Below are 17717 nucleotides of genomic sequence, written 5' to 3'. Positions count from 1 at the left end.
TGGATAGGCCACGAAACCAGACTGGAGTACTAGCTGCCCGGGTTACGTGCCTTCCAGTAGGGGTTGTCGTGGGGAAGGCGCCCGCTGACCCGGCCATACATCCCGAAGGTCATCAGCACGACGCCGACGACGAAGCTGAACATGACGTTCTGCAACTGGAAGGCGAGAACGTTGTAGTCGGTCCCGAGCAGGGCGAGGTTCACGAAGCCGCTGAGGACGAACCCGATACCGATGATCATGTTGAGGGTGGACGCGCGGTTCCCGCCGACGATCGCCCCGACCAGCAACAGGGCGCCGAACACGATGGACAGGGTGCTCAGGGCCCCGTTCGTGTTCAGACCGATGACGGTGTCACCTCCGGTACCGAAGAAGCCGATCCGGTGCATCAGACCAAGGACACCGAACGCGATAAGGAATGCTCCGAAGATTCCGGCCCCGGCGCGATAGACGCGGCTCAGACGGTGATCCACCGGCACGTGCTCGTCGAGCCTGACGCGCGCCCGCGGCACGTGCCGTCCATGCGTGACTGCCATCATGCGGCCCTCCGGCCCCAGCTCACCGACATCCGCCCGGCACGAGGGCACCGGACGCCCCGGCCATCGGCCTGTCACAGATGATTCGGAGCTGCCCCCGCAAAGGATGGGTACCAGAACCCCGGAAACCCGCTCAACCGGACCAGCCGCTGCCGGACGGGGACCACGAGGACGCGGACGGCAGTGCCCTTCGCTCCGGAGAGGCGGGAGACGCATGTTTCTGTAACGATGAGAGACGTGACCGTGGTGGCTTCGCAGCCGTCCGAGAGGCAATCGGCGAACCGGCTGAGGAGAAGACACCACCATGTGGCCCCTCTGGCCGTCGCACACTCCACCTGACTCTCGTGGGCTGCTGCCCACCGCAGAGGAGGAATCATCTCGTGAAGAGCCTTCGTTTGTCGCGCACCGTGATCTCCGGTGCCTCCGCAGTGATTCTGCCGGTCACGCTCGGCGTGATGGCCCCGCAGGCGTTCGCGGACACCGCGAGTGCCCCAGCCGATCCCTACGGGCCGGCCTGCGCATCGGTGCCCAAGGAAGGTTCCGGCAGTCTGACGGGTATGGCGAAGGATCCGGTGGCGACCGCTGCGTCGAACAACCCGGAGCTGTCGACCCTGACGGCCGCGGTTAAGAAGGCCGGACTCGTCGACACCCTCAACAACGCGAAGAACATCACCGTGTTCGCTCCGTCCAACGAAGCGTTCGCGAAGATCCCGAAGGCGGATCTCGACAAGCTCCTCGCCGACAAGGCCCAGCTCACCAAGGTGCTGACCTACCACGTCGTCGGCGAGAAGCTGACACAGCAGCAGCTGTACAAGGGCTCGTTCAAGACGCTGGAGGGCGGCACGCTCACCACGGCCGGTTCCGGGGACAGCATCACGGTCAACGGCACCTCAAAGATCGTGTGCGGAAGTGTCCCCACGGCCAACGCCACCGTCAACATCGTCGACACGGTCCTCATGCCCCCGAAGTAGTGGCCCCTGGCAGCCACCGCGGGCGGGTCCGGCGCCGGTGAGGCGCTGGGCCCGCCCAGGCACGGTCGAATGGCGCATGCGGGTGGCATCCGGTCCCAGTAGCCCGACGGGTCAGGCAAAAGCAGACGCGGTGGGTTCGAATCAGCGATATGACGACTTCTCCCCGGCTCGTGGTCCGTCTGCCGCTCGGAGCGCTGAGCGGGCTGCTCGCGGGATTCGCGGCACTCGCGGTCGCCGAGCTGGTCTCCGTCGCCGTCCGCCCGGAGGCCGGGCCGCTCACAGCGGTCGGCGGGGCGGTGGTCGACCGTACGCCGACGCCGGTGAAGGACTGGGCGATCCGCCACTTCGGCGAGGACGACAAACTGGTCCTCCAACTGGGGATTCTCGCCGCGCTGGCCGCGTTGGCCATCGTGCTGGGCGTGGTGGCACTCCGGTTCCGGCGGGCCGGCGCCGCAGGGGTCCTGATCTTCGGGGTGATCGGCGCGGCCGCCGCGCTGACCCGGCCGGACTCGTCGGGGTTCACCGACGCGCTCCCCTCGGTGGTCGGCGCCGTGGTGGCAGCGGCGCTGCTCTACTACCTCATCGGGCGGCTCACCCAGCCACCTCGCGCCGGCAGGACCACGGCGGACCCTGATCGCGGAGCGGGCTGGGACCGCCGCGGGTTCGTCATCGGCGCCTCGGCGGCGGCGGTCACCTCCCTCGGCGTGGGAGCGCTCGGCCGCTACCTCACCGGCAACGCCTCGCAAGCGGCGGTCAAGTCACGGAACGCGGTGAGACTGCCCGCACCGGCTTCGCCCGCGCCTCCGCTGCCGCCCGGCACTCAGCTCAAGGTTCCGGGTATCAGCCGCTTCACCACGTCGAACAAGGCGTTCTACCGCGTCGACACAGCGCTGGTCGTGCCGAAGGTGGACGCCGACACCTGGCGGCTGCGCATCCACGGCAAGGGTGTCACCCGCCCGGTCACCCTCACCTTCGAGGACCTGCTGCGGCGTGAACTGATCGAGCGGGACATCACCTTGACCTGCGTATCCAACGAGGTCGGCGGGCCGTACGTCGGCAACGCACGGTGGCTGGGCGTACGGCTGGCCGACGTGCTGGCCGAAGCCGGTGTCAGACCTCCCTCGAAGGGTGGTCCCGCCGATCAGCTCGTCTCTCGCTCCGTCGACGGTATGACGCTGGGCTCCCCGGTGGAGGCCGCCATGGACGGGCGTGACGCGATGCTGGCGGTCGGGATGAACGGGCAGCCGCTGCCCTTCACCCACGGCTTCCCCGTCCGCATGATCATCCCGGGCCTGTACGGGTACGTCTCGGCCTGCAAGTGGATCGAGGACATCGAGCTCACCACCTTCGCCGACTACGACCCGTACTGGGTCAAGCGCACCTGGGCCCGCAAGGCTCCCATCAAGACGGAGTCGCGGATCGACGTACCCAAGCCGCTGTCCCGCTCCGAGGCCGGGACGGTGATGGTCGCCGGGGTCGCCTGGGCCCAGCACCGCGGCATCGACCGTGTGCAGGTACGGGTCGACGACGGACCCTGGCAGGACGCCGACCTCGCGACCGAAGCCACGATCGACACCTGGCGGCAGTGGTCCTACCCGTGGAAGGCGACCTCCGGCAGCCACACCCTGACCGTCCGCGCCACCGAACGCGGCGGCCGGGTCCAGACGGAGAAGCGCACCGGCACAGTTCCCGACGGAGCCAGCGGCTGGCCCTCCGTCGTCGTCACCATCGACTGAACAGCCGGACCCGCCGGAGACAGCCCCTGCCGCTGTCCGCGCGATACGCAGCCCGATACCATTCCGCCGGACAAAAGATGTCACCGGCGGGCAAGAGGCACTCCGCTCTCCCGCTACCGACAGCCGGTTTTCGGTAGCCGGTAGCTCCTGGATTCTGTCGGCGGATCCCAGTGGCCATCCCGGGAAAAGTGGTGATGGTGTCCGGACACCTGGAGGGCGTCCGGACACCATCACCCTCCGTCCTCAACAGACTTGAGGTCTCCGCACCTCAAGAGCCGCCGGGAACAGGCTTTTCATGAGCTGTCACGGTGGCAATCACCGGGTTGGCCGCCGATTGGCGCGACGGCCAACCCGGTGTTCTCCGTGCCGGCTCAGGAACGCGCGGCGGTCTGGGAGAACGAGGCGCCGTTCGGGCCGGCCATCTTGTCGCTGTCGATGTAGAAGGCTTCGCCGTCGCGGTCGAAGCCGGAGGCGACCAGCTTGGACGAAGCACCCCACGGGCCGGCCTTCTTGTGGCTCTTCGCGAACACGGGACCCGAGTCGTGGTTGCCGTCGTTGCGGTAGTCCCGGTCATTGCCGTTCCGCATGCCGGAGCGGTCGCCACCGAGGAAGCCGCTCAGCAGGCTGCCGGGCTCCGCACCGTTGCGGTCGGCCGACTGGTACTGGCCCGCGAACACCGGGCCGGAGTCGGCAGCTGCCAGGCCGGCCGCACCCAGAACCAGCGGGACGGCGGCCGCAGCAACGGTCAGAGCCTTGACGATCTTGCGCATGAACTGTGTCCTTCGATCGGTGCGAGCAGCGAAATCCCCGCCCGGCGGACTTGCATCCATCCGGGCGGTGGCGACCAGGTCCTCCTCGCTCAACCCGGCCGTCACTCGTCATCCGTGGCTGCACAGCGTCCGGATCGGTCAAAATCCGGAATAAGACCTTACATAAACCCATTTGGCATAATTCGAGCTAACTGGCATGGCCTCAAGACCTGTACGCGGGCGCTTCAGCTGCCCGCACGCCGCATCCAGAAGGAAGCGCGGCCGGAACCCCGTGATCACGAGCCGAACGCTCCGGAACCCGCTTCGCCCGGGGCCGGATCGTTCCAGGTCACCGATCCGGTCCCGGGCGGGAAAAGGAGCGCACCCGACGCGACTCGCCCTGCCGGACAGGTGCTCCCCCGGTCCCTCGTCGTCGCCGCTGGCGTCCCGCTGGCCGCCACCTCTTCGCCAAGCGGCACGCGCGCAGGGCCCGCCCCCCGAGGGACGGGCCCTGCGACTGGCGATTCCTAGCGGCCGTGCAGGTACTGGGCGGCGAAGTAGCCGCGCTCGGCCTCGAAGTGCTCCCTGTTCTCGTTGGCGTAGGTGATGCCGTACGGGCCGCCGAGGTTCAGGTACTCGGCGCTGGCGCGGTGGCCCTCGACGTGCTGGTAACCGGCCTCGGCCTTGCCGCCCTCCCAGTCGTTGGCGACGGCGGGAGCGGTGGCGACGAAGCCGGCGGCGGCGACGGTGGCCAGGGTGAACGCGATACGACGAAGCATGGTGCTCCCTCTTGAAGGCGTAACAGGTAGTGGACAGCGCGAACTCTTACAGCCCCGGCATCGACCATCAGACCGCCTCGCCCTGCTGGGCACCGAAAACACCCTTCTGGAGCCATAGTTGAACCTGCTAGCACTCGATCCACCACAACTGAAGAGTGGACCGCCCGGTGACGAACAGGCACGGACAGCGACATCGACCGCCGGGTAAGCCCGAGTGCCACGGATGTGCCGGAGCAAGAAGCGCCGTCCGGGGATCGGACCGACAGGTCGGCCCAGGCGCGCGCCTGAGCGTGTCCGTCTTCAGCCGCCGCACCGGTTGGTTGTCGCTGCCGCACCTGCCTGCCACAAGCCACCGCGGACCGGCGGACTCTGCGACGCCGGCCGTCGGGCCGCGCCCTGCGGTCGCGCTGACGCGGTGGCGCCGCTGCGGGTCGTCGAGCACCTGGTTCTCGACGACCTCGGCGCCTACGCGGACGACCGGGGCTGGGTCGTCCCGGCCGGCTGCGCGGTCGCCGACAACGGGCCGCCCGCGGAGGCCGACCGCCGCGCTTCGACCCGGACGACTACCGCAAGCGCCATTCCGTCGAGTGCGGCATCAACCGCCTCAAGAGGAATCGTGCTGTCGCCACACACTACGACAAGCTGGCAGTTCGCCATGAGGCGACAGTTCTCGGTGCTGCCATCAACGAGTGGTCGTGACGTACTGGTCCGATGACAGTTCGAACACCCGCACTCGACGACCACAACTGGGATCGACGGTCTCACCGACCGGATGCATCCCCAGTTTCGTCACGATTCGTTCAGAGGCGCCGTTGTCGAACTGGACGATGCTGCCAATCCGGCCCAGCCTGCAGCCGCAGCGGCCTCCGTGGCCAGGCCCTGCCCCCAGTAGGCACGCCCCAGCAGCCAGCCAATCTCAACCGCAGGCAAGAGCTCCGGCATGAAGTCGGGAACCGAAAGACCGGTGACCCGGCCTGTTCGCCCGTCGAGCGGATCTCCATGGCGAACAGGCCGAAGCCCTGCCTGTCCCACTCGCGCTCCATCGCCTCAACCTCACGGCGAGTCTGCTGTTCGTCACGGACACTGCCATCACCGATCCACCGCATCACCTCGGGATCCGCATTGAAAGCAGCCATGGGCACAACGTCATCCGCGCGCCAACGACGCACGACTAACCGGGGGGTCTCGAACAGGCCATCCGAGCGTTCTGACCCACAGATGTCCCTCGAACATCTCTTACCTGAGACTTCCGATACCCGCCCTAAAGGCCGTTACAGAAGGAGGTTGAAGGTCGCGGAGCACTTCACAGTCGGCGTCACGAGCACTCCCAGAAGCGGGCAAGTTGACGCCCCTGTGAGAACTCGGATCATGGCGGATATTCGTCGTTCATCCAGTTTTGCAACAGCCTTTACGAGCTCGTGCACGGTAGGCGGTGAGACGTCGAGCTCCTGATCCTCGATCATGGTCTTGTGGTGGGGAACTCAACGCGTGCGGTGATCATCAGCAATCGGCGGATCACGGGCCTGCCTGTGGGAGTGATTGCTGAACTCGTCGAGGAGATCGGCCCGTTGTGGCAAGAGCGTCACCAGGCCCGGCTCACCTCCCGGCCACGGAAGCGGGCCGTGGGCGCCGGCGCAAAGCACCGGCTGGTGTTTGTCGATCGGCTGCTGGCCACACTCGTCCATCTTCGTCACGGGGTCACCCACGACGTGCTGGCCTGCTGGTTCGGCGTGGACCGCTCCACCATCACCCGGGCCGTCGGCGAGGTGCGGCCCCTGCTCGCCGAGCGAGGCTGCACGGTCAGCCCCGACGTGCGGCTGCGAACTCTGGCCGACGTCGTCGACCACCTCGGCGCGAGCGGGACGACCGGCATCATCGACGGCACCGAGATCCGGGTCCGTCGGCCCGCCGCCGGACGGAAGGACCGCGACAAGTTCATCTCCGGCAAGAACAAGCAGAACGCCGTCAAGTCCATGGTGGTCACGGACGCCGAAGGCCGCGTGCTGTGGTGCAGCCCAGCACGACCCGCAAGCTGCGCGGACATCACTCACGCCCGCCAATTAGGGCTGGTCAAGCTCTTGGCCGACGGGCCCGCGGTCGAGATTCTCGCCGATGCCGGCTACCAGGGCCTTGGCGCGCAGACCGGCGGCCGGGTGGTGACACCAGCACACCGCAAGTTCAAGAAGAACGCCCCGGACTGGTACGAGGAGATGTACGAACGCCAGCGCAAGGCACACTCCTCAAGGCGGATCCGGGTCGAGCACGGCATCGCCCATCTGAAGAATTGGCGTGCCCTGGCCCGCCACCTCGGCCGCCGCGAGCACATGAGCGACACCGTCCAAGCCGTCGCCGGCCTGCTGTCCCATCAGCAGACCGCGGACCTGACGTCGACACGGCAGAGGTGAACACCGAGCCCCGCCGACAGCCTCGACGTCTCACCGCCTACCGTGCACGAGCTCGTTAGGGCTCGCAGAAGAATAAGTTGCGTGCTGTCTGTCTTGACATCGCAGCTCAGGCCGGGTGCTCGACAGCATGTTGATTCTCTGCGAGCCCTTAGTTGCGGTAGAGAGTAGCGCTGGGATTGATCATGGCCCTGGCTGAGGGCCCTCGACTGAGCGCGGTGCGCCGGAAGAGTGAATTCTCCCGCAGATCTTATTGCGAGTGGCTTGCAATAAGGCGGGTGTGCCCCTTTCGGCCCAGTGGTCGGCGCCTGTGTCGTCGCGGATTTTCCTGGGGTGTCGTTCGGCTGCATCACCGCTCCCACCGGCCTGTTCACCCTTCGTGGACCGCGTGCCCGACCTGGGAGTCCGGTCGGAGTGGGTGGGGGTCTGGGTTTCGGCGTGCTTGTCTACGGCTGCGCAGTCTTTGGGTGCTGACGGGCCCGCGTTTCGAGCCGCCCCGTCGATCGGCCCTTTCCTGCCAGACCGCTCGGTTCGCAATCTCCCTCTGCGGCACCGGACGCCATCTCCATCAGCCCGCCCCTCGCTCTCGCATGCCTCGACGCATGCCCGGCAGGGGTCAGCAGACAGAAGGAATGCCGTGAAGGTTTCACAGGACAGGCCCCGTTCGCGGAGGGTCCTGGACCAGTCCCTGCTCGTGCTCGGTGCCACCACCCTGGCCGCAGGACTCGGAGCGATGACCCTCGCCCCGGGTCTCAGCGCGGCCTCCAGCCACCGCGAGGCGCCCCTGATCGCCGGGGACCCGCGGGCGGACAACACCGACGTGTACGCGTTCACCAGCCCCGACAAGGCCGACACGGTCACGATGGTGGCGAACTGGATCCCGATGGAGGAGCCCAACGGCGGCCCGAACTTCTACGCGTTCGGTGACGACCTGCGCTACAACATCAAGATCGACAACAGTGGTGACGGGGTCGCCGATGTCACCTACAGCTGGCGCTTCCGCGGCAGCTACCGCGATGACGCGAACCAGTTCCTCTACAACACCGGCCAGGTCACCTCGCTGAACGACCCGGACCTGAACTTCCGCCAGGTCTACGACCTGGTCGTCACGACCGGAGGAAAGAGCCGAACGCTCCTGTCGGGCATGCCGGCCGCCCCGTCCCGCACGGGCAAGGCTTCGATGCCCGACTACGCCTCGCTGCGGAAGCAGGCGACGTTCGGTCTGCCGGGCGGCGGCAAGACGTACACGGGGCAGACCGAGGACCCGTTCTTCGCCGACCTGCGCGTCTTCGACCTCCTCTACGGCGGCGACCTGAGCGAGCGGGGGCAGGACACCCTGGCCGGCTACAACGTCAACACCATCGCCATCCAGGTCCCCAAGAAGCAGCTGGCCCTCAAGGGCAACACCTCTCGCAACCCGGTGGTCGGCGTGTGGTCGACCACCGATCGCGCGGGCGTCACCGTCACCGACTCCCGCGACAAGAAGGGCAAGGGCGACGCGAAGCAGTGGAAGCAGGTCTCCCGCCTCGGGAACCCGCTGGTCAACGAGGTCGTCGTCCCGCTGAAGTTCAAGGACGCCTTCAACACCCTCAACCCGAGCCAGGACCGAACCGTTCAGCCCGTCGTCGACAAGGTGTACGACCCGATCCTGCCCAAGCTCATCCAGCAGGTCTACGGCATCCCCGCCCCCGCGACGCCCCGTAACGACCTCGCCGAGATCTACCTGACGGGCATCTGCAAGGTCTGCGGCCCGATCAAGGCCGATCTGAACGCACACCGCCTCAACAAGGACGCGGCGCTCAGGAAGATCGTCCCGGCGGAGGAGCTGCGCCTCAACATGGCGGTGCCGCCCACCGCCAGGCCCCAGCGCCTCGGAGTTCTGGCGGGCGACCTGGCCGGCTTCCCGAACGGGCGACGCCTCGCCGACGACGTCGTCGACATCTCGCTCCAGGCCGTCGAGGGCGCCGCCCAGACCGGCGTTCTCGTCCCCGAACTCGCGGACGGCGACAAGGTCGACGCCAACGAGGTCCCGTTCGGCGCCTCGTTCCCCTACGTCGCGCTGCCGCACACCAAGAACGTCAACCGCGGCCCCGGCGCGGCAGGCCGCACCGCCGAGCAGTCCTCGATGGAGAACACCGCGGCGACCCCCGTCACGAAGACCACCCAGGCCGCCGCGCTCGCCGGCGCGGGCGCGCTCCTTCTCGGCGTCGGCGGCTTCCGCCTCCGCCGCCGGGGCAAGGACAGCTGACCCGGCCGCAGCAGAACACGGATCGAGGCCACGAAGGTGTTCGGGCCGGGGAGCACCAACCCGGCCCGGGCATCGTCGAATCATGGGGAGGACCTTTCGTTGCACCCGGACCACACCGCACTCACGTCCACGCCACCGCCGGCCCCTTCCCGAGGCGGCAGGCGGCTGCGAAGCATCGTGGTCACCCTGGCTCTGGGCGCGACGATGTTCGCCGTCGGCGCGGTCATGCTGACCCCCGGCGGGACCACCGCTCCCAGTCCGGCCGACATCGGCCAGCCGGACGAGGCACCCCGTGGGTCGGTCGAGGCGCTCCAGGCCCGAGTGACCCGCCTGCCGAAGGATCCCGGCGGCTGGGCCGCCCTGGGGATGGCCTACGTCCAGCAGGCGCGCAGCACCGCCGACCCGGCCACCTACGACCGGGCCGAGAAGGCGCTGCGTACCTCTCTCTCCGTACAGAGCGTGGACAACACGGACGCGGAGACCGCCATGGGCGCCCTGGCCGCGGCACGCCACGACTTCCCCACCGCGCTGCGCTGGGCCCGCAAGGCCACCACCAGCGGGCCCTACAGTTCCTCCGCCTACGGAGTCCTCGCCGACGCACACACCCAACTCGGCCACTACGACGAAGCCGACGAGGCCGTCCAGAAGATGGCGGATCTACGCCCGGACGCCGCCTCCCTCGCCCGCGCCTCCTACGCCTTCGAGCTCAAGGGAAACACCGACCGGGCCCGCGCCCTGATGCAACGCTCGCTGGCGGCAGCGGCCACCCCGGCCGACAAGTCGTTCGCCCACAGTGTTCTGGCAGCCCTTGACCTCCAGGACGCGAACCCCCGCCAGGCCCTGGTCAGGACGCAGAACGCGCTCAGGACCGCCCCGACGGATTCGGCCCTCCTGGAGACCCGGGCCCGCGCCTACCTGGCACTGGGCGACACCACCCGGGCCGTCGCCGACTACCGGGCGGCCGTCGCGATCGCCCCCCTGCCGCACTACCTGTTGGGCCTGGGCGAACTGGAGCAGGCCCTGGGCCACCGTGAACGGGCCGAGGAGAGTTACGCCCTCCTGCGCGCGCAGGACCGTATCCGGGAAGCCGCCGACGACCCGGCGGACACCGACGCGATCCTCTTCGAAGCCGATCACGGCAACCCGCGACGCGCTGTCACCCTGGCCGAGGAGACCCTCCGTAACCGCCCCTTCGTCGCCGTCCACGACGCCTACGCCTGGGCCCTGCACCGGGCCGGCCGGGACACCGAAGCCCTCGTCCAGGCCGACAAAGCCCTTGCCCAGGGCACCCGCAGCGCGCTCTTCCGCTACCACCGCGCCGCCATCCACCACGCCCTCGGCGACCCCGGCGCGGCCCGCCGCGACCTGACCGAAGCGCTGCGCGAGCCGGGCTTCCACCCCCTGCACGCCAACACCGCCCGCGACCTGCTCCAGCGAATCGACACCACACCATGAACCACACCCTGCGCCGAGCCCTCACCACCCTGGCCGCCGGCGCCCTCGTCGCCGTCGCGAGCGTGGCGTCCGCCCCCGCCGCCACCGCCCACCCCCTGGGCAACTTCAGCGTCAACTACCACACCGGCCTCGTCCTTCGCCCCGACCGGATCGACGCCCACGTCGTGGTCGACCATGCGGAGATCTCAGCCCTCCAGGAACGCTCCGCCATCGACACCGATCACAACGGCAGGGTCAGCGACAACGAATCGCGCGTCCACGCCGAGAAGACCTGCTCGGACCTGAGCGGACAGCTCCACCTGAGCGTGGGCGGTACCCAGGCGGACTGGAGGCGGTCCTCGGCCACCCTGGTGTACGAGAACGGGGAAGCGGGCCTCAAGACCAGCCGCCTCACCTGCTCGCTGACCAGCCCGGCCGACCTCACCGAGCCCGCCGGCATCCGGGCCGAAACGGACTACGACACCAAGCGCGTCGGCTGGCACGAGATGACCGCGACCGGCCAGGGCGTCAGGATCACCCGGACCGACGTACCGGCAGCGTCCACCACCCGCGAACTGCGCCAGTACCCGCAGGACCCCCTCGCCTCCCCGCTGGACCAGCGCAAGGCAGAACTGCGCAGCGAACCCGGGCAGGGTGCGGGGGCCCTTCCGGCGATGGCGGCGGACCTTCCCGGCGCGGGCCTGGTCAGCGAGGCGCTCGCCAAGGTCACCGGGGCCTTCGACTCGCTCGTCGGCGCCCGCGAGATCACTCTGCCCGTGGGACTGCTGGCCCTGTTCCTGGCGCTCGTCCTCGGGGCGTCCCACGCGGCGATGCCCGGCCACGGCAAGACCATCATGGCCGCCTACCTGGCGGGCCGCCGCGGCACCCGGCGGGACGCCCTCACCGTCGGCGCCACCGTCACCCTCACCCACACCGCAGGCGTCCTCGTCCTCGGACTGGCCCTCCCGGTCTCCACTCATCTGGCGGGTGAGACCGTCCTGTTGTGGCTCGGTGCCGCCAGCGGCCTCCTCGTCACCAGCATCGGCCTCTGGCTCCTTCTGGGCGCGGTCCGGGGCAGGCCGCAACACAACCACCATCACCACGGCGACAGCCACAGCCACAGCCACAGCGGCGTCGGCCATCATCACGACCACAGCCACGACCACGACCACGGGCCCGGTCGTCCCCACCACCACGGGCCCGCCGTACCGGCCCCCGCGATCGACAGCGCGCCGGCCGAGGAGCTTCGGTCGAACCCCGCGGTCGCGACCCTCAGCCCGCCGGACCACGAGCACCACCTGTCAGGCACATCAAGGGCCCCTGAGAAGACCCGGCGTACGAGCAGGTCCGGCCTCATCGGTATGGGCATCGCCGGCGGTCTTGTCCCCAGCCCCTCCGCCCTCGTCGTACTCCTCGGCGCCGTTGCCCTCGGACGTACGGCCTTCGGCGTCCTCCTCGTCATCGGCTACGGACTCGGCATGGCCGCCACCCTCACCCTCGCCGGGCTCCTTCTCGTCCGCCTGCGCGAAAGGATCGAGAACCACGACCGGGCCCGGACCCTCCGCCACAACACCCTGCTCAGGAAGCTGGCACGGACCGGCCCCGTCATCACCTCACTCCTCGTCATCGCCGTCGGCCTCGGCCTGACCCTGCGCGCGGCCGCTGGCAACGGCTGACTTCCGCCTTGCACCTGGCGAACCAAGCGTCCGCGCCCGGAGCATCAGCATGCGGCGGGTTTCCCTCGGGTACTCATGGAAGGTCTGCTCACCATGAGCGGAGGCGGTGGGTTTGATGTGAACGCTAGGCGCGGGCTTCTGGTACTGATGGGCTCCGGCGAGACGAGCCCGACCATGGTCACACTGCATCGGGAGGTCACTGCCCACCTTTCCCGCGCAGCCGACGCGGTGATCTTGGAGACGCCGTACGGCTTTCAGGTCAACCGCGACGACATCTCCACCCGCGCCAGGGAGTACTTCCGTCGCTCGGTGAGCCTCGCGACCGCGGTCGCTCCGGACGCTGAGATCGACGGCCCCTCGGGCGAGGGCGGCGCGGACAAGGTTCGCGACCGAGTCCGCAGGGCGGAGTGGGTCTTCGCCGGTCCCGGCAGCCCGTCGTACGCGCTGGGCCGCTGGAACACCCTGCGCCTCGGAGAGATTCTCCGCGCGGGAACACCAAGACGCTCCTGAAGGACTCCCCGGTCGCACCCTCGAACGTCGGCAAGGCGTCGATGCCCGACTACGCCTCCCTCCGCAAGGAGGCCGTGGTTCCGCTGCCGGGCGGCGGCACGACCTTCGCCGGCCAGGCGTCCGACCCGTTCTTCCTGGACCTGCGGATCTTCGACCTCCTGTACGGGGGCGACCTCTCGGAGACCGGCCACAACACACTGGCCGGCTACAACATCAACACCCTCGCCGTCCAGGTGCCCAAGTCGACGCTGGCGCTCAAGGACGACGCCAAACGCAACCCCGTCATCGGTGTGTGGTCCACCACCGACCGTAGAGGAGCGAACGTCACGGGCGCAGCCGGCAAGGGCAGCGAGGACGCGAAGGCGAAGGACGCGCAGGGGACACCCGCCAAGGACGGAAACGCCGACGACTGGCGGCAGGTCTCGCGCCTGGGCAATCCGCTCGTCAACGAGGTCGTCGTGCCGCTGAAGTACAAGGACGCCTTTAACTCGCTCAGCCCGGAGAAGGACGCCACCGTCACCCCGGTCGTCGACAAGGTCAAGGACCCCATCGTCCCCAAGCTCATCCAGAACATCTACAAGGTCCCCGCCCCCGCCACGCCGCGCAACGACCTCGTCGAGATCTTCCTCACCGGGATCTGCAAGGAGTGCGGTCCGATCAAGGCGGACCTCAACTCGCAGCGCCTCAACCAGGACGTCGACAAGGCCGCGGTCGTTCCCGCGGAAATGCTGCGCCTGAACATGGCCGTCCCGCCGGCCGCCAAGCCCAACCGCCTCGGCGTCCTGGGCAAGGACCTGGCCGGCTTCCCCAACGGCCGCCGGCTCAACGACGACGTCGTCGACATCGAGCTCCAGGCCCTCGAAGGCGCCGCTCAGACCGGGAAGATCGTGCCCGCCCTGGCAGCCGGCGATGCCGTCGACACGCCCTACCGCGAGCCGGGTGACACCTTCCCGTACGTGGCGCTGCCCAACACCGCGGCCGTCAACCAGGCTGACTCGCTCCACCCCGACGGTGGCGTCGGCGCCGGCCTCGGCGGCCTCGCCTCGGGCGACGGCTTCCCCGTCGTGCCCGTCACCGCCCTGGGCGGCGGGGCACTCCTGGCCGTGGCCGGAGTGCTGGCACTGCGCCGACGACGCGGCACCGGCCAGGCATGAACAGCCCGTTCCTACCCGGTCGCCCGATCCGCCGTCGGCGGGTCGGGCGACCGGCCCGTGCCACCACCACCCGCCGCCCACGACTGCGGCGTATACCCGGCAGGCGGGGAACCGCTGGAACGATCGCCATAGCCGTCGGGGCAGCACTGGCCTGCATCGGCTTCTCCACTCTGAGCACCGGCTCCGGACAGGTACCGAAACTGATGGACAGAGGCAGCCTGCCCGTTCACCCGGGATCCGGCCAAGCCATGACATCCGGCGACCTGACGCCCGCACCACCGGTCCGCATCCGCATACCTACCATCGGAATCGACCAGCCCCTGATCGGCCTGCGCGTCCAGCAGGACGGCCGCCTCGGCGTTCCCGACGAGCCCGAAAACATAGGGTGGTGGAGCGACGGCCCCCGCCCCGGTGGCCCCGGCGCGACGGTCGTCGTCGGCCATGTCGACTCCGCCACAGGCCCCGGAGCCTTTCACGGACTCTCCACGCTCGGCCCGGGCGACGAAGTGACTATGGTCCAGGAGGACCGGTCCACCATCACCTTCACCGTGCGGGCGCTGCGCCAGTACGGGAAGGACGCCTTCCCCGACAGCCAGGTCTATGCGACCAGCGGACCACCCGCCCTGCACCTGATCACTTGCTCGGGCACCTACGACCGCAGCCGCCGCGAGTACCGGGACAACCTCGTCGTCTACGCCACCCTCGACAACGCAGGTGTGCCGAAGGGATGAACGCGAGCCCCGAGACCGGGACCTCCTACGGTCACCGATATCGATCGCTCGCGCACCTTCCAGACCGCGGTCTCGCGCTCTGCGACCGACCGCCCCGGACTGCTTCGCCGAGGGCCGTGTCCGCCGAAAGCAGGCGTCACGATCGTCATCGGACATGACCCGCCCGGCTCCCCTGCTTGACGTCGGTGGTTTCGAGCAGTTCTGGAACGAGAGCTTCGACCGATTGGACGCCTACGTGCGGGACCTGAAGCAGACGAGGGAAGCGGAGTAGCTGATGAGCAGGACAGGACAAGGAACGCCGGCGCAATCGGCGACAGCCGACCGTGAGACCGTCGTCTCCCAGATCATCGACGCTCCACGGGAGCTGGTGTTCGAGGCGTTCACCGACGTCCGACACCTGCCGCACTGGTGGGGACCGGAGGGGTTCACCACCACCACGCGTGACCCCCGGGTGCTGCCGGGCGGGACCACGTTCCACTTCGTCAACGACGGCATCGAGTCCGCGCTCGAACAGGCCCGCGAGGCCGCCGGTGATCGCGACGTCCGCGTCGCGGGCGGCGGCGCGACGATCGTGGAGTACGTGAACGCCGGCCTGATCGACGAGTTTTCCATCGCGCTGTCGCCTGTGCTGTTCGGCTCCGGAATCCGTCTGTTCGAGGGCGTGGACGCGGCCCGCGTGGCCCTGGAGCAGGTCCGCGCGGAGCCCTCCCCGAGGGTGACGCATCTGACCTACACCGTCCGGGAGCGGTGACCGCCCCGAACTCGGCACGCTCCCTCCGCGCTCAGCTGCCTGCGGACGGCCCAGCCCGCCCCGGCGGCGAAGACGGATGGCGATACGCGCTCACCTATTGGTGCGAGGAGCTGGCCCTGTACGCCGACACGGTGTCCGAAGTGCTGTCGCGAGTACCTGACTGAGCTGTACACCGGCGCCTCTACCGGCAGGTCCGAATGCTGATCACGGCGGTGGTGGAAGGAGCTGGTGTGGGGCGGGAAATTGGTGCCGGCCTCGCTGGCCGGCACCAAGCCCTTTGTTCTCAGCTCTGGTTCAGGGGCAGCGCGACGTCGGTGACCTGGTGGTTTCGGGGGAACTCTCCGATGCTCTCGGCCTGGCCGGTCAGGACGTTGACCTCGTAGAAGCGGTAAGCGCCGTTGACGCTCAGCGCCGCGAAGCCGTGGTTCGTGCGGGTCCGGTGGGAGAAGTAGATGTCGAATCCGGCGTTAGGGCCGGCGTTGACGCCGAGGTTCCCGGTGGGGGCGAGGGTGCCGACGTTGGCGGGCGACTGGAGCGAGACCCGGTCGTTCGTCGTGTCGATGTCGAACAGCGAGGTCGCGGTGTCCGCGTTGAGGTCGTTGTTCGTGTAGGCCGCACCGGTCACACCCTTGGCCGATGACGGGGGCGTCGTCGGGTTGGTCAGCGGGCCGTCGACGGTTGTGGTGAGCGGGGCGGCCGGGTCGTCGATGTTGTGGCGCAGGTTCTGGCCGGTGTCGCTGATGACGCGCAGCCGGTTCGCCGCCGGGTTGAAGTCGACTCCGAAGAAGTTGCCGGCCGGAGCCACGGTCAACTGCGAGACCTTGGTCGCCTTCGCGTTGCGGGTGTTCAGGGTGTAGATGCCGCCCTTGTCGCCGACCCCGTACAGCTTGGCGTTCTGCACGCGGAAGTCGATGCCGACCAGCTTGGTGTCCTTCTTCAGCCCACTGACCTTGCCCAGCTGCCAAGGCTCGGACGGCGCTCCGGTGCGGAACTCCACCAGCCGCTGACCGGAGGTCAGGCCGATCACCGCGAGCCCGTCGTCTCCTGCCTTCTGCTCCCGCGTGTCACCGGGCCCGCCCTGTACGGCCTGCGTGGGCAGCGGACCGGCCGCCCACGCGCCTGCCGATGCCGGCACAACCATGGACACCGCTGCGGTCAGGGCCGCGACGAGAACTGCTTTGCGCATCTGTGTCTCCTACGAGGTGCGACTCCCGACCATCGGGCGTCAACAGCGACAGGAACACGTACGCACCTGGGCCGCCCGTCGCACAGGCCCATCCAGCCCCAACCCCACGGGGAATGGCGACCGATACTCCAGCGGGCGAGGACAGGCCCACCGCGCCCTCGATGAAGCTCGCACGCAGGTTCGCGAGGTCTCGTCTGCCGTTGGGAGAGCGACCGCTCTCGGGCCACGGGAAGTGGCCCTGTTCCACCGTCCAAGGCGCGATCAAGTACGCCGACCCCCGGTACATCTGACACCTGGCTTCCAGGCCCGGTGCCACCCCAACGCCATCGTCAGGGACTCCCCCGGTAGTCCCGCTCATGTCGCCGCCGCGGCCCCGGAAGTCAGTTCGGCGGTCGTTCAGGAGGCGATGATGCCCCATCCGGGGTCTTGGTCCTGCCGGCTGATGCGCGGGTTCGGTGTGGTGGTCATGGCCGGAGCGTACGCGCGGCGAACCACTGAGAACAGCCCCGGACACCTGCCTCACGCCGGACGGTTCAGGCGCTGCGGCGCGGCCGCAGCCGGGGTGATCGTGGTCAACCCTGCCGATTCGGCGGCTAGGCGTTGCAGGGCCCGTGCCCGGGATGCCTCGCTGGGGCGCACCTGCCCGCTCGGCGGCCACTTTGGTACAGAGCTCCTCGAGGGCCTGGCGGCCGTCTGCGAAGTTCTCCTCCGGTTCCCGGAGCCGTTCCCGGAGCTGCCGTTCGGCCGCCTTCTGGATCTTGGGGCGGGTGTGCTGCCGGGTGGTGGTCCAGGTGGCGCGGTGGGCGGCGATGACCTCGCGGTATCCCTCCGGCGGACCTGCCCGCTGCATCGGTGCG

The 17717-nt window shown here is 68.9% G+C and carries 13 protein-coding genes and 2 pseudogenes; 10 read left to right on the top strand and 5 right to left on the bottom strand.

The window, feature by feature from the left end:
• Positions 1–29: 29 nt before the first annotated feature.
• Positions 30–536 (bottom strand): DUF4383 domain-containing protein, encoded by a 507-nt coding sequence (locus OG245_RS29300; RefSeq protein ID WP_371626364.1) that lies wholly within the window; start codon positions 534–536, stop codon positions 30–32.
• 377 nt (positions 537–913) lie between these two features.
• Between OG245_RS29300 and OG245_RS29295 the strand changes: the two genes are divergently transcribed.
• Together OG245_RS29295 and OG245_RS29290 are read left to right on the top strand one after the other, a co-directional pair.
• On the top strand, positions 914–1504 hold the full coding sequence (locus OG245_RS29295) for a fasciclin domain-containing protein (RefSeq protein ID WP_371626363.1): 591 nt from the start codon (positions 914–916) through the stop codon (positions 1502–1504).
• Between the two features lie 149 nt (positions 1505–1653).
• Positions 1654–3240 carry a molybdopterin-dependent oxidoreductase gene (locus tag OG245_RS29290; RefSeq protein ID WP_371626362.1) on the top strand — a complete coding sequence of 529 codons (1587 nt, stop codon included), beginning with the start codon at positions 1654–1656 and terminating at the stop codon, positions 3238–3240.
• Between the two features lie 371 nt (positions 3241–3611).
• Here OG245_RS29290 and OG245_RS29285 read toward each other — a convergent pair whose 3' ends face one another.
• From OG245_RS29285 to OG245_RS29275, 3 genes and pseudogenes are all read right to left on the bottom strand, one after another.
• Positions 3612–4010 carry a hypothetical protein gene (locus OG245_RS29285; protein ID WP_371626361.1) on the bottom strand — a complete coding sequence of 133 codons (399 nt, stop codon included), beginning with the start codon at positions 4008–4010 and terminating at the stop codon, positions 3612–3614.
• A 506-nt stretch (positions 4011–4516) separates the two neighbouring features.
• The gene (locus OG245_RS29280; RefSeq protein WP_097968112.1) at positions 4517–4768 is read right to left on the bottom strand and encodes a hypothetical protein; all 252 of its coding nucleotides are present in this window, start codon (positions 4766–4768) and stop codon (positions 4517–4519) included.
• 682 nt (positions 4769–5450) lie between these two features.
• A pseudogene (locus tag OG245_RS29275) lies at positions 5451–5904 on the bottom strand (GNAT family N-acetyltransferase).
• Between the two features lie 486 nt (positions 5905–6390).
• On the opposite strand from OG245_RS29275, the gene OG245_RS29270 reads away from it, so the two are divergent.
• The 8 genes and pseudogenes from OG245_RS29270 to OG245_RS29235 all read left to right on the top strand — a co-directional run bounded on the left by OG245_RS29270 (position 6391) and on the right by OG245_RS29235 (position 15674).
• Positions 6391–7173 carry a transposase family protein gene (locus OG245_RS29270; protein WP_371626360.1) on the top strand — a complete coding sequence of 261 codons (783 nt, stop codon included), beginning with the start codon at positions 6391–6393 and terminating at the stop codon, positions 7171–7173.
• 634 nt (positions 7174–7807) lie between these two features.
• The gene (locus OG245_RS29265) at positions 7808–9418 is read left to right on the top strand and encodes a DUF4331 domain-containing protein (protein WP_371626359.1); all 1611 of its coding nucleotides are present in this window, start codon (positions 7808–7810) and stop codon (positions 9416–9418) included.
• A gap of 99 nt (positions 9419–9517) precedes the next feature.
• Positions 9518–10873 (top strand): tetratricopeptide repeat protein, encoded by a 1356-nt coding sequence (locus OG245_RS29260; protein WP_371626358.1) that lies wholly within the window; start codon positions 9518–9520, stop codon positions 10871–10873.
• Positions 10870–12528 carry a nickel/cobalt transporter gene (locus tag OG245_RS29255; protein WP_371626357.1) on the top strand — a complete coding sequence of 553 codons (1659 nt, stop codon included), beginning with the start codon at positions 10870–10872 and terminating at the stop codon, positions 12526–12528. The genes OG245_RS29260 and OG245_RS29255 overlap by 4 nt, the downstream gene beginning before the upstream one ends.
• A gap of 75 nt (positions 12529–12603) precedes the next feature.
• On the top strand, positions 12604–13038 hold the full coding sequence (locus OG245_RS29250) for a hypothetical protein (protein WP_371626356.1): 435 nt from the start codon (positions 12604–12606) through the stop codon (positions 13036–13038).
• Positions 13017–14192 (top strand): annotated as a pseudogene (locus OG245_RS29245) (DUF4331 domain-containing protein); the annotation flags it as partial. The gene OG245_RS29250 and the pseudogene OG245_RS29245, both read left to right, overlap by 22 nt.
• Positions 14193–14440: 248 nt before the next feature.
• Positions 14441–14923, top strand: a complete 483-nt coding sequence (locus tag OG245_RS29240; protein WP_257138271.1) for a class F sortase — start codon at positions 14441–14443, stop codon at positions 14921–14923.
• A gap of 274 nt (positions 14924–15197) precedes the next feature.
• On the top strand, positions 15198–15674 hold the full coding sequence (locus OG245_RS29235; RefSeq protein WP_179893222.1) for a dihydrofolate reductase family protein: 477 nt from the start codon (positions 15198–15200) through the stop codon (positions 15672–15674).
• Positions 15675–15957: 283 nt separating this feature from the next.
• Here OG245_RS29235 and OG245_RS29230 read toward each other — a convergent pair whose 3' ends face one another.
• Complete coding sequence (locus OG245_RS29230; RefSeq protein WP_098021763.1) at positions 15958–16860, bottom strand: DUF4394 domain-containing protein; 903 nt, start codon at positions 16858–16860, stop codon at positions 15958–15960.
• Between the last annotated feature and the right edge of the window lie 857 nt (positions 16861–17717).

The organism is Streptomyces sp. NBC_01116, from assembly GCF_041435495.1.
Classification (GTDB): Bacteria; Actinomycetota; Actinomycetes; order Streptomycetales; family Streptomycetaceae; genus Streptomyces.
The sequence above is the reverse complement of the archived record's forward strand: the minus strand, read 5'-3'. Positions and strand labels throughout refer to the sequence as shown.